The following is a 12,165-nucleotide window of genomic DNA, read 5'->3' on the forward strand; positions in this document are numbered from 1 at the left end:
TTTAAGGGTTTTTCAGGGGGGTTTGCTAGGCTGAGAAAAGAACTCTTAATCTATAGAGTTCCCTTATTTCTCGACTCTCTTTCCATGAGCTATTGCTTGAATCCTCAGTGTCAGAACCCTGAAAACTCAGAAACTGTCAATTTTTGTCAGAGTTGCGGCGGAAAACTCTTGTTACGCGATCGCTATCGGGCGCTGAAACCCATCGGTTCCGGGAGTTTTGGCAAGACTTTTCTGGCGATCGATGAAGATAAACCCTCAAAACCCCATTGTGTCATCAAACAATTTTCTCCTCAAGCGCGAGATCCCGAAACCCTGAGTAAAGCCTCAGAATTATTTGCTCGAGAAGCAGCCCGTTTGGATGAGTTAGGAACTCATCCACAAATTCCTAACTTATTCGCACACTTTTATCAAGACCAAGAACAATATTTGGTTCAAGAATTTATCGCCGGAGAAAATCTCGATACGGTTCTCAAAGAAAAAGGCAAGTTTGACGAAGCAAAAATTCGCAGTTTTCTTGATAGTTTACTCCCAGTTTTGCAATTTATTCACCAACATAAAGTCATTCATCGCGATATTAAATTAGAAAATATTATTCAGCGCAACACGGGAGAATTAGTCTTAGTTGATTTTGGCGCGGCGACGGCCAATCGTACAACCTCATTAATCGGAACCGGAACGGTAATTGGTACGATGGGCTATGCTCCTCCCGAACAAATTTTAGGCAAACCGCTTTACGCCAGCGATATTTATAGCTTGGGGGTCACTTGTTTGTGTTTGTTAACGGGTCTGGATCCTTTGGATATCTACGATACGGAAGAAGAGATTTGGATGTGGCGCGATCGCAACATTGCCACGGTCAGTGCAGAATTAGGCTATATTCTCGACAAAATGGTGGAAAGCACCCGCAGACAACGCTACCAGTCGGTAGACGAAATCCTCCAAGATTTGCATCCCGTCCCTGACGATCCGACGATTCCTGTCTGTCCGCCGCCAGAATCCGATCGCGAAGTTCTCCCAAAATCCACTTGGAAAAAAGCAAGAGAATTAACAGGACACGAACATCACATTTATTCTCTTGCTTTTAATCCCAAAGGAAAAATGCTGGCGAGTGGCAGTCGAGATGGCACGATTAAATTATGGTCTCTATCGACGGGAAAACTCTTACAAACCCTGACGGGACATTCGACGTGGGTCAATGCGATCGCTTTCGATCGCACCGGTCAAGTGCTAGCGAGTGGTAGTGGGGATAAAACAATTAAATTGTGGTCGATCGCCTCGGGACGAGAAACACAAACGATTTCCGGTTACTCGAGTTCTGTGGATTCTCTGGATTTTAGTGCTAATGGACGAATTTTAGTGAGTACGGGTGATAAGAATACCGTAATAGCGCGATCGACAAAAACAGGTAAAGTATTACGAGTTTTAACAGGACATACAGGCTATGTGAATTGCGTAGCTTTTAGCTCATTAGGTAATATTGCCGCTAGTGCGAGTTGTGACAACACTGCGAAACTATGGAATGTGAAAACAGGACAATTATTGTATACTTTTGTCGGTCATGAAGATTGGTTAAATGCCGTGGTATTTAGTCCAGATGGTACATTGCTGGCAACAGGAAGCGCCGATCGCAAGATATCTTTGTGGTCTGTGCGATCGGGGAAACAATTACAAAGATTTTCTGGGCATTTAAGCAAGGTTTACTCTCTCGCATTTAGTCCAGACGGTCAATTGCTCGTGAGTGGCGGTGGTGATGGTATTAAACTCTGGTTAGTTAAAACCGGGGAAGAATTATCAGGATTGGGGTATACTTCTGAAGAAATCTATACAGTTGCGTTTAGTCCGGCTGGAAATATGATAGCTGGAGGTGGAAAAAGTACAATTTCGCTTTGGACAATGAGTAATTGATAATTGGTAATGGCTATGGATCATTTTTATCGCACTTTAACACTATTTCTCTTGACTCTAGGATTTATTTTCCGTACATCTATTCCTGTATTTTCTGAAGTAGACGATCGGATTAATTTTATTCCTCCAGATGAAGCGATCGGAGAACTACGCTTGGGAGGTGGTGGAAGTCGCTGTCCTTGTATTAGATATGCTGAAAACTTACCGTTTCTAACTTCTATTATTCCAAAATTGTACAATTTTTCAAGACAGCAAAGCACAAATAAGAAAATTAGAAGTTGTGTTGAGACAATAAAGTGTCGAGGTGGTAGAAATGCAATGCCTGTAGATCATAATCGACGTGGAGGTTTAACGAGTATGCCTTTTCCTTCAATGTTTATTTATGTTCCCAAAAATAATGCTTTAAGCTTTGATTTTGTTATCGTCGAGCATCTTGAAAATGGTAGGACACAAGAATTATATTATAGCAAATTATCTTTACCTGTAAATTCTGGTATCATTCGCCTCTCTACGCCCATTGCTTTAGAAGCAGGAAAAACTTATGAATGGCATTTCTCTCTAATTTGCGATCCCAACGATCATAGTGGATCGGGATTTACATCAGGTATAATTAAGCGCATTGCCCTTTCTCCTCAGTTACAATCTCAGATCGATCGCGCCTCTTTACCAACTCAATTAGCATTATATGGCGAAGCGGGATTATGGTACGATTTTTTTGCACTTTTGGCAGAAAACCGACAGCGATCGCCTTTCTTTCGAGAAGCGTGGAAAAGAGTATTGCAACAAGAATTCGGTCAAGATAGCCGAATTCATCGAGCCTCTCTTTTACCGTGTTGTTCAACAATGATTCGAGAAGAATAGAGGAGAAATTAGCATGAAAACAATTGGCTTAATTGGTGGCATGAGTTGGGAATCTTCAGGTGAATATTACCGACTAATTAACGAAATCACCAAGGAAAAATTAGGAGGTTTACATTCTGCTAAAAGTATTTTATACTCTGTTGATTTTGCGGAAATCGAACTATTGCAACATCGAGGAAATTGGCAGAAAGCTGGGGAAATTTTAAGTTCTGCTGCGATCGCCTTAGAAAAAGCTGGGGCAGATTTTATTATCCTGTGTACCAATACTATGCACAAATTAGCAGATATTATCGACAATGCGATCGCGATTCCTTTTCTCCATATCGCCGATGCAACCGGGATGGAAATTCAAAAACAAGAGTTAAAAACGATCGGATTGCTTGGTACAAAGTTTACAATGGAAGAAGATTTTTATAAAAGCAGATTGATTACAAAATACAATCTTGATATTCTTCTTCCTACTTCCGATGAACGTGAATTTATTCATCAGGTTATTTATCAGGAACTTTGTTTGGGAATCTTACATGAAGTTTCGCGATTTCAATACTTGAAAATTGTCAAAAAATTGCACGATCGCGGTGTAGCAGGCATCATTTTAGGCTGTACGGAAATTGGTTTATTGATTCAACAACAGCATATTGCTATTCCTTTATTCGACACGACGGAAATTCACGCAAGAACCGCTGTTGAATATGCTTTGCATTAAATTGAATTATCGAGAAGGATGCAATAAAACATAAAAACAAGGAATAACAAATAGCGTCAATAGTGTAGCCACAGATAAACCAGAAAAGACGACAATTCCCAAGGGTTGCAAAAACTCTGAACCTTCTCCCAGTCCTAATGCTAAGGGAAATAAGCCTAAAACTGTGGTAATAGTCGTCATCAAAATAGGTCGCAATCTTTGGAAGGCTGCTTGTAAAATTGCGGTAGTGCGATCGCAATTATATTCTTGGCGAATTTGATTGGCCAATTCTACCATAACAATTGCATTATTCACGACAATTCCGACTAAGAGAACTGCACCGACTAACACTGTTGCTCCGATCGCAGTTTGTGTAATATACAATCCTAAAATACCTCCTGCTAAAGCGAGAGGAACGGTTAAAATAATCACAAAGGGATCGATCAGAGAATTATATTGAACTGCCATCACGACAAAGACTAAAAAGACCGCCAATCCTCCTAATAATTTTAATGAATTTTGTAACTGTTGATTGCTATCGGCTGCGGTACTGGGTAAAAATCGCACCCCTGAAGGTAATTCGATAGTGTCTAAAACAGCATTCATTTCTGCGATCGCCGCACTTAAACTCGCTCCCTCATTTAAATTTCCTGCAATCAAAAATACTTGACGCTGGTTAATGCGTTGAATTTCAGCAGGGGCATTGCCTTTCTCCAATTTTACCACATCTTCTAAACGAACTGGGCGATTATTATTTGTAAATAAGGGAATTTGCGACAGTTGCTCGATACGCTGGCGATAATCTTCCCCTAATTGTACGCGAATATCGATTAAGCGATCGCCGCGCTGTAACTGCGTAGGAATTGTTCCTTGAATGGCGGTTTGAATAGTTTCTCCAATATCCTCTGTATTCAGTCCTAAATTTGCCAATCTTTCCCACTGAGGGAGAATACGAATTTCGGGTTGCGGGGCATCAGCATCAGGATTAAAACGAGTGAGTTTTGCGTTTTCATCCAATATTTCTAAAACTCTTTTTCCTGTTTGTTCGAGAATTTTTTCATCATTTCCTTGCAGCATAATATCAATATCAGAGCGAAAAAGAGGAGAATTCGATAAGATAATTCCTCGGACTCGTTCGGGAACTAAACGCAAACGAGTATTCACTAAGTTTAATTGTTGAAATTCCGTGTTAATGCGATCGATAAATGCAGGCAAGTTTGTATTGGGTTTAACGGTAATTGTACTGGAACTTCTCAATAAATTAGAAATGGTCAAATTTCCAAACAGAAATCCTCCTACTGTGGTAAAGATATAGTCGGTTTCCGGCTGTTCCATGAGAATGCGATCGACTGCATTTGTTACTTTTTTATTGGTTTCTAAGGTTGTTCCGGGAGGAAATTGAGCAAAAAATCGCGCTTGTCCGGTGTTAATTGGCGGTAGAATTTCCCGAGGAATTTTAGCCTGCATCCACCAACTTCCTCCACCTAAGATGAGAAAGGCAAGAAGAATTGCCAGAATGCGAAAGCGAATTGCTTGGGATAGCAAACGAGTATAGTTCAGTTTTAATCCGGACAAGTAATGATTGAACTGACGAAAAAACCAAAATTCTTTGATATCGCTTTGGGTAGGAATCGCGAGTAAACGAGAAGCTAACATCGGGACGAGAGTCAAGGCTAAAATCAAAGAGGCACTGACTGCAAAACTAATGGTTAAAATCAGTTCGTTAAAGAGGAGAGAAATAAAACCACCGATGAGCAAAAACGGTAAAACAGCAACCAGATTGGTTACAGTTGAAGCAATTAAAGCCGATTCCACTTGCTGCGATCGCATTTGTGCTATTTCAATCACATCTCGAGCAGAAAAGCGATCGCGTTGGCTCATTTCTGGACTTGTTCCCAAACCTTCGGCAATATTTTCTAACATAACAATGGAATTATCCACCACAATTCCTACCCCTAATGCCAATCCTCCTAAACTAAAGACATTAATCGATAAACCAAAGAGTTTCATTAATACGATCGCTGTCAGGGTGGCGAGGGGAATTGCTGTGACAATAATTAAAGTTTGTCGGAGAGAACCTAAAAAGATAAATACTGCGATCGCGGCCAAAACTGTCCCTGTTAATCCTGCTTGGACGACATTGCGAATCGAATTTTGAATAAAGCGAGATTCATCCAAAGTCGTAATCATTTCCATTTCTGCGGGAATGACGTTTGCTTCTCGTAAAAATTCTAGGCGTTCTTTGACCTTATTAACCACATCAATTGTATTGGCATCGGGTTGTTTTTGAATGCTAACTTTAACGGCTGGTTCTCCATTTAAGGTTACGAAAACCCGCCGATCTTCACTGCCGTCAATAATCTCAGCAACATCTCGCAAATAAATACGCCGCCGTCCTAAAATTGGATTAGAATCATTCTCAATTTCTAAGGATAAATTTCGTAATTCTTCTACACTATGAAAGCGTCCTACTGTCCGCGTTAAAGGTTCTCCGGCTTCTCCTTGCAATCGTCCTCCAGCAATATCTTGATTGCGTTCTTGCAACGCATCTAAAACATCTTGTAAACTGACTCCCAAAGCTTGTAAGCGGTTGAGGTCGATATTAACGCGAATTTCTTCTTGCAGTCCTCCCGAAACATCTACCCCGGATACACCGGGAACAACTCCCAATTCTCGGCTGAATTCCTCATCAGCAAAAGTTCTTAATTCTACATCAGATAAAAGCGAAGATTCTAGCGCAAATTCATAAATAGGAAGTTGGGAGGGGTCAAACTTAAATAAGCGCGGTTCTTCCACGATATCGGGGATGCGATCGCGGGCGCGGTTAAGCGTTGCTGTTGCGTCGTTTAAGGCTTGGTCGATATCCCCTCCCGGTTCAAAAAAGAGGTCGATACTGATGCGGCCTTCGCGGGTTTGGGAAAAGATCTGTACGACCCCTTCCGTGGCGCTGAGTGCCTCTTCTAGGGGCTTTGTGACTTCCTCTACGGCCACTTGGGGAGAGATGCCTGTCGCCTCCGCACGCAAGCCAATGCGCGGATAGGTAATTGCAGGGAGGAGATCCACTTGCAACCGAGAAATGAAGAAAAGACCGATAACAATTAATGCGATCGCCAGCATTAACGTGCCGATATGTCTGCGAATGGCGATCGCGCTGATGGATGTCCCGGAAACTCTTCTTAAAGAGGATTTAAGAGAGGAAGGAATGAATTTTGAGGGGGATTCGTCCAACATAAGAATTTACAGATATTCCATTTTCTAATCTATTGCTATTTTGTTCCATAAAGCCGATCGCCAACATCTCCCAAACCGGGTAAAATATAAGCGCGATCGTCAAGGCGATCGTCAATAGCTGCCGCATAAATAGGAATATCGGGATGTTCTTGTTGAAAATATTTTAATCCTTCCGGTGCTGCGACCAAACAGATTAATTTGAGAGACTGGGGATGATATTCTTTGACGCGATCGATCGCTGCAACTGCAGAATTTCCCGTAGCAATCATGGGATCGACAATTAAAATATCTCGATGTTCGATATCGTGGGGCAATTTAAAATAGTATTCAACGACAACGTGGGTGCTGGGATCGCGATATAAGCCAATATGACCGACTCTTGCCGAAGGCATTAATTCTAACATGCCATCTAAAAGTCCCTGTCCTGCTCGTAAAATAGAAACGATCGCTAACTTCTTATCTGAGGCCAGCATAGGTGCTTTCATTTTGATCAGAGGTGTTTGTATTTCTGCATATTTGATCGGCAAATCGCGAGTCACTTCATAAGCTAATAACATGCCAATTTCTTTCAGTAATTGACGAAATTTTGCCGTACTCGTTTCGACTTGACGCATTAAGGTCAATTTGTGTTGAACGAGAGGATGATCGATAATGGTAATTGGTGCAAAGGTCACGAGAGTTAAAATGAGAATTAATTTACGGAAAACGCGAGCCGAAGATTTAGAGTTTGTTTTAACCGTCGAAGACGATCGCGAAAACCGTCCCTATATCTTGCAATGGAGCTTAGAACAGCATCAAGGGACTTTTTCTAACCCTGATATCTTTCACGGTATCATTGAAGCGATCGCGGATGAGAAGTTATTAGGTTATTTTATTTTAGAAGGTTTGCAAAATCCCCATCAATGTTTGTTCCTGAGACGACTCGCGATCGCGCAAAAAGGGAAAGGATATGGACGAGAAACATTAAAATTGCTTAAAAAATTGGCATTTGAGGAATATAATGCTCATCGTCTTTGGTTGGATGTCAAAGATTTTAACCAACGGGCAAAACATTTATACGAAACGGAAGGATTTACGATTGAAGGAAAGTTCCGAGAGAGTATTCAGGGAAAAAATGGCTTTGAGTCTCTTTATATTCTATCAATATTAGAGCATGAGTACCGCGATCGCTCATAACATTCGCCAAGATCCGTGTGATTGAGGTTTTCCTCATTATTTTGGTTAAACGCAACCTTCGACCCAACTCACTTCCGGAGTTTTACCGCTTCTCATTAACGTCACAATACCTTTTTCATTCGTCTCGAAAATAACACGATAATTTTGATTAGAATCATCTTCTGGTACAAAAATCAAATATTTCCCACCGGGGACGTATTCATGGCCTTCTTCTTCAATTTTCCCCGGATAGAGTGCTTTAATTCGTTCCTCTGTATCGCCAATTTTTGCCCCGCTTAAGGTCGTAATCTTCTTGGTATTCACTTCAATCCGAGAAATTTTTCCCTCTGTTACCATATAGTAAACATCTTGCGGTTCTTGAGCGGCTTTATAGTAGAAACAACCGTGTTCTTCTCCACCACTCGGGTTATTAACAAACTGAATTCCTGTTTTTTGGCTGGCTTCTTCAATGGTCATACCGATTTCTACTCCACCCAGTCCCGTTAAGGTTAATTTATTGGGCGGTTGGACTTGTTCCAAACAAGTATTATCCCCGGTTTCCAAACAGTTCCCATTTCGATCTAAAATAGCGACTTTCTCGACGGTAGAAAATTGTTTTAATGTTGCTTCGATCGCTTGATTAACTTGAGGATTTTTCTCGGAAACGACCTCGCGACAAAAGCGTAACTTTGCTACTTTTTCTTCGATCGCGATCGCAAAATCCGCCCCGCAATTAGAACTTCCCTGTAACGCGATCGCACTTTTTAACCCATTTTGTTTCTCGCTGTCTGCGGGTCCCTGTACCAACTGCGCGATCGCAAACTTGGCAACTCCTTGATTATTCGTTTCTCGTACAACGGATTCGATATTGCCATTCTTAGGAAAATATACCTTAACGCGATATTGATTTTTCGTGCTTTGATTGGCTTGAGCAATAGGTGGTGCATCAGTTCCATTCTCGTTAGTCTCTTCTTGGGTGGATTCGGCTGTAGGAGACGTTGATGCAGGCTCGGGAGTCTCTTGATTTGCAGGTTTTTGGGCGCAAGCAGCAATCACGAGCAAAGTGATAGTTAAACTGGAAGCAAGTATGGATAATTGGTGGGGACGGGACATGACTGAATTTACCCTAGTCTTAAGTTGACGAGCCTTCTTCTACTGTAGAAAAAAGTGGGGGAATGCGATCGCGAATTGTGTAGATATTTAAACTGACTTTGATTTCTGAGCAATTGAGTTTCGCGGCGATCGAGATGCAAAAGTCAATTAATCGTTACAAAAATTCATCAATTAGCGATCGTGCCACTTTCCTTCATGGTATTCGTATTGAGGAAGCAATTTAATTTTTTTGAATCCTGCTTTCTCATCAACTCTAATCGCACGAAAATTCCCTGTTTCCGGATCGATAATAACTTTGGCTTGATATTATTATTTAAAATAGTTCAAGTAAACTATACAGCAAGGCGGTTTTTTAGTTGGGGCGCTCGCGATCCGAACTCGATCGCCCTTCCAAAAACTTTAAAATCCCTTGTTCGAGTTGAGGAGAAAGTTGAATCGGGAGATTCTGCGATCGCAAATTCAAATCTCGCTGCGGAAAAGGAATTTCAATTCCTTCTTGATTTAATAACGCTTCAATGCGGAAATAGAGATCGCTTTTGAGAACAACCTGACGACTGGGCTCGGCACTCCAAACAAGCAACTCAAAATCCAAAGAATTATCGCCGAACCCGATAAAAATAACATTGGGAGCCGGAGAAGAGAGGATATCTGGATGCTCTCGTGCAGCTTGTAATAAAATATTTTTAACTTGATTGAGATTGCTTCCATAGGCAATTCCGAGAGGAATATGCAAGCGAGAAACAGGATTAGAATGCGTCCAATTAATCACCTCATCTTCTAATAAGCGGGAGTTGGGAACAATAATCGAAATTTTATCCAACGTTTGTAAAATAATACTGCGAGCGCCGACCTCTTCTACCGTTCCCATCTGCGTTTCCAGTTCGATAAAATCTCCTACCTGAATCGACCCCTCAAAGAGTAACACCAAACCACTCGCAAAGTTCTTGGCAATATCTTGAAAACCCAAGCCGATCCCAACCCCGATCGCGCTCCCTAATAGGGCGAGAGAACTCAAATTAATGCCCCAAATTTGTAAAACAATAATTGTTCCGATCAGAAGCAAACTATAGCGCAGGAGAACGGAAATAACTTCTTGTACTCCCCGTTCGATTCGGGTTAATTGTAGCAGGCGAGTTCGCAATAATCTCATCGCGATTCCAACCGCAACAAAAGTCCCCCAGAGCATCAATAATAACAGTGCCAGATCGATAATTGAATAAGCGCGATCGCCTAATGTGACAAAAGAAGACGTAAAACTAATCCGTAAAATCTCGCGAATTTCATAACTCCACTGACGGGAAAGGGGAAATAGATCGGCAATGGAAAAAATAACACTTCCCCACAACCAAGCCCGAATTAATAACAGCGTTAATTTAAAAAATAATGTTGAATTAGAAGGAGTATCGCGAGGTCTTTCTCCTTCTCCCCGTCTGGCAATAATTTGTTCTTGAAGATAGTGCCACAATCGTCCGAACGCCCAATGTAGCGCGATCGCCACTAATACGATCGCTCCGCCCAAAATAGCTCGATTTCGTAAATATTCCGGTTGTTTTTCCCTCTGCGCTTCTTGCAAAATTTGTTGGAGTCGTCGCGCCCAAAATTGAGCTTGTTCTCGGGGTGTTCTTCCTCCTCGTAAATCTTGTTCCGTCACCGTCAAGAGATAGCGATCGCCGATCCGAATGACAACAAATTTATCTTGACTTTCAATAACAACTTCCGAAGGCTTTTGGGTATCGGCAACCTCTTTTAAGCGATCGTTAATAGATTCGGCACGCTCGGTAGCACTAAACTCCTCAAATGACCCGACTTCAAAGACGACGCGACCATTGAGGACGACGGGAACTTTTGTCTCACTATTGGCAAAAGCCGGAAGCATGGAGAGACAAAGAACGAGGGCGATCGCTACAGCCATTCTGGTTAAAAAAACTGCGATCGCCTTATTTCTCAATTGTTTGAACATTAATGATGAATTAAATCTTTTTACCAACTTTACCAAAACGCCGTTCCCGTTGCTGATAATCGATAAGTGCTTGGTGGAATGCCTCTCGGTCAAAAGCCGGCCAAGGCGTTTCGGTTACATAAATCTCCGCATAAGCCATTTGCCACAAGAGAAAATTGCTAATTCGCATTTCTCCACTGGTGCGAATTAACAAGTCAGGGTGAGATAAATCGTGAGTGTACAGGTGTTCCTCAAATATTGCCTCGTCGATCGCCTCGGGTTCGATTTCCCCCGCTTTCACCTTCATGGCGATCGCCCGGCATGCTTGGATAATTTCCTGTCGCCCCCCATAGTTCGTCGCAACGGTAAATTCAACATCTTGATTGTTCTGAGTATCCTCCATCGAGCGGGCGATTTCTTCTTGTAAGGAAGGAGGTAATGCCGCCAAATTGCCCACAAACCGAATTCTGACATTTTCTTGCATCATTTCCGCCAATTCCCGCCGTAAAACCTTCTCGAATAGGGTCATCAGAAATTCCACTTCTTCGAGAGGACGACCCCAATTTTCTGTCGAAAAGGCATAAACAGTTAAAGCTGGAATTCCCCAATCTTTACAACACCGCAATAAATCCTTCAACGCATACACTCCGCGTCGGTGTCCCATAATTCGCGGCATTCCCTGACGCTTGGCCCAGCGACCATTCCCGTCCATAATAGCCGCGACATGCTTGGGTAAGCGATCGCGATCGAGATCGGGAGGCAATACTTCTAACGGTGTTTTTTGTTTGGCAATCATTGAATTTTCCCGGTGAAGATCCAGCCATAGACTACTTTTATCGAATGAACCTCAATAGAAGAAGCCATTTTTCGGAACGTTTGTTCGTTTTTGCAACAAATCTTAACGGGATTATACTATCGAAATTCTTCTTCCCGAACCGAAATTCCTTCCTTTTTCGTTTTACCTGACTTTGCAACCCATGCGATCGCGCAACACTCGTTAAAATTTTATACTCTCAGTTTTGGGATTACATCCCGAACAAATTGCCGAAGCCTTAAATTTATCCCTTGCAGAAGTGAAAGCGATCGCCAAAACCCAATAGACATCTCCGATAATTCGAAAAAACAGGGCTGCAATGCTGATTATTCTGTACTGAAATCAGGTTTCCCGGAGAGGTCTAATAATGAGTTTGCGCGATCGCCTTCTAGAAATTGTATGGTGCGTTACCAAAAAATTGGGTCTAAAGCCCCGTCCTTTAGCGGAGCGGAGGACGGCTTT

The 12,165-nt window shown here is 42.0% G+C and carries 9 protein-coding genes; 4 read left to right on the forward strand and 5 right to left on the reverse strand.

Annotated features, from left to right (window positions below):
* Positions 1-84 precede the first annotated feature (84 nt).
* From AC6RV6_RS19880 to AC6RV6_RS19890, 3 genes are read left to right on the forward strand one after another with little or no spacing between them, the layout of a single operon-like run.
* Positions 85-1,905, forward strand: coding sequence for a protein kinase domain-containing protein (locus tag AC6RV6_RS19880; RefSeq protein ID WP_500242618.1), 1,821 nt, complete (start codon positions 85-87; stop codon positions 1,903-1,905).
* A gap of 9 nt (positions 1,906-1,914) precedes the next feature.
* The gene (locus tag AC6RV6_RS19885; RefSeq protein ID WP_500242619.1) at positions 1,915-2,766 is read left to right on the forward strand and encodes a DUF928 domain-containing protein; all 852 of its coding nucleotides are present in this window, start codon (positions 1,915-1,917) and stop codon (positions 2,764-2,766) included.
* Between the two features lie 13 nt (positions 2,767-2,779).
* Positions 2,780-3,472 carry an aspartate/glutamate racemase family protein gene (locus AC6RV6_RS19890; protein ID WP_500242620.1) on the forward strand — a complete coding sequence of 231 codons (693 nt, stop codon included), beginning with the start codon at positions 2,780-2,782 and terminating at the stop codon, positions 3,470-3,472.
* A 6-nt stretch (positions 3,473-3,478) separates the two neighbouring features.
* Here AC6RV6_RS19890 and AC6RV6_RS19895 read toward each other — a convergent pair whose 3' ends face one another.
* Together AC6RV6_RS19895 and upp are read right to left on the reverse strand one after the other, a co-directional pair.
* Entirely contained in the window at positions 3,479-6,682 is a 3,204-nt protein-coding gene (locus tag AC6RV6_RS19895; protein WP_500242621.1) for an efflux RND transporter permease subunit, read from the reverse strand.
* A 35-nt stretch (positions 6,683-6,717) separates the two neighbouring features.
* On the reverse strand, positions 6,718-7,356 hold the full coding sequence (gene upp, locus AC6RV6_RS19900; protein WP_500242622.1) for a uracil phosphoribosyltransferase: 639 nt from the start codon (positions 7,354-7,356) through the stop codon (positions 6,718-6,720).
* 10 nt (positions 7,357-7,366) lie between these two features.
* Between upp and AC6RV6_RS19905 the strand changes: the two genes are divergently transcribed.
* Positions 7,367-7,858, forward strand: a complete 492-nt coding sequence (locus tag AC6RV6_RS19905) for a GNAT family N-acetyltransferase (protein WP_500242623.1) — start codon at positions 7,367-7,369, stop codon at positions 7,856-7,858.
* Positions 7,859-7,903: 45 nt separating this feature from the next.
* Here AC6RV6_RS19905 and AC6RV6_RS19910 read toward each other — a convergent pair whose 3' ends face one another.
* The 3 genes from AC6RV6_RS19910 to uppS all read right to left on the reverse strand — a co-directional run bounded on the left by AC6RV6_RS19910 (position 7,904) and on the right by uppS (position 11,685).
* Entirely contained in the window at positions 7,904-8,950 is a 1,047-nt protein-coding gene (locus tag AC6RV6_RS19910) for a GerMN domain-containing protein (protein WP_500242624.1), read from the reverse strand.
* A 352-nt stretch (positions 8,951-9,302) separates the two neighbouring features.
* On the reverse strand, positions 9,303-10,910 hold the full coding sequence (locus AC6RV6_RS19915; RefSeq protein ID WP_500242625.1) for a mechanosensitive ion channel family protein: 1,608 nt from the start codon (positions 10,908-10,910) through the stop codon (positions 9,303-9,305).
* A gap of 10 nt (positions 10,911-10,920) precedes the next feature.
* Positions 10,921-11,685 carry a polyprenyl diphosphate synthase gene (uppS, locus tag AC6RV6_RS19920; protein ID WP_500242626.1) on the reverse strand — a complete coding sequence of 255 codons (765 nt, stop codon included), beginning with the start codon at positions 11,683-11,685 and terminating at the stop codon, positions 10,921-10,923.
* Positions 11,686-12,165: the final 480 nt, after the last annotated feature.

The sequence above is a fragment of the Spirulina sp. LEGE 11439 genome (assembly GCF_059821285.1).

What these genes read in the sequence shown, in the direction of transcription:
- AC6RV6_RS19880 (WP_500242618.1), top strand. Translation starts at nt 85, where the DNA reads ATGAGCTATTGCTTGAATCCTCAGTGTCAGAACCCTGAAAACTCAGAA.
- AC6RV6_RS19885 (WP_500242619.1), top strand. Translation starts at nt 1,915, where the DNA reads ATGGCTATGGATCATTTTTATCGCACTTTAACACTATTTCTCTTGACT.
- AC6RV6_RS19890 (WP_500242620.1), top strand. Translation starts at nt 2,780, where the DNA reads ATGAAAACAATTGGCTTAATTGGTGGCATGAGTTGGGAATCTTCAGGT.
- AC6RV6_RS19895 (WP_500242621.1), bottom strand. Translation starts at nt 6,682, where the DNA reads ATGTTGGACGAATCCCCCTCAAAATTCATTCCTTCCTCTCTTAAATCC.
- AC6RV6_RS19905 (WP_500242623.1), top strand. Translation starts at nt 7,367, where the DNA reads ATGAGAATTAATTTACGGAAAACGCGAGCCGAAGATTTAGAGTTTGTT.
- AC6RV6_RS19910 (WP_500242624.1), bottom strand. Translation starts at nt 8,950, where the DNA reads ATGTCCCGTCCCCACCAATTATCCATACTTGCTTCCAGTTTAACTATC.
- AC6RV6_RS19915 (WP_500242625.1), bottom strand. Translation starts at nt 10,910, where the DNA reads ATGTTCAAACAATTGAGAAATAAGGCGATCGCAGTTTTTTTAACCAGA.
- uppS (WP_500242626.1), bottom strand. Translation starts at nt 11,685, where the DNA reads ATGATTGCCAAACAAAAAACACCGTTAGAAGTATTGCCTCCCGATCTC.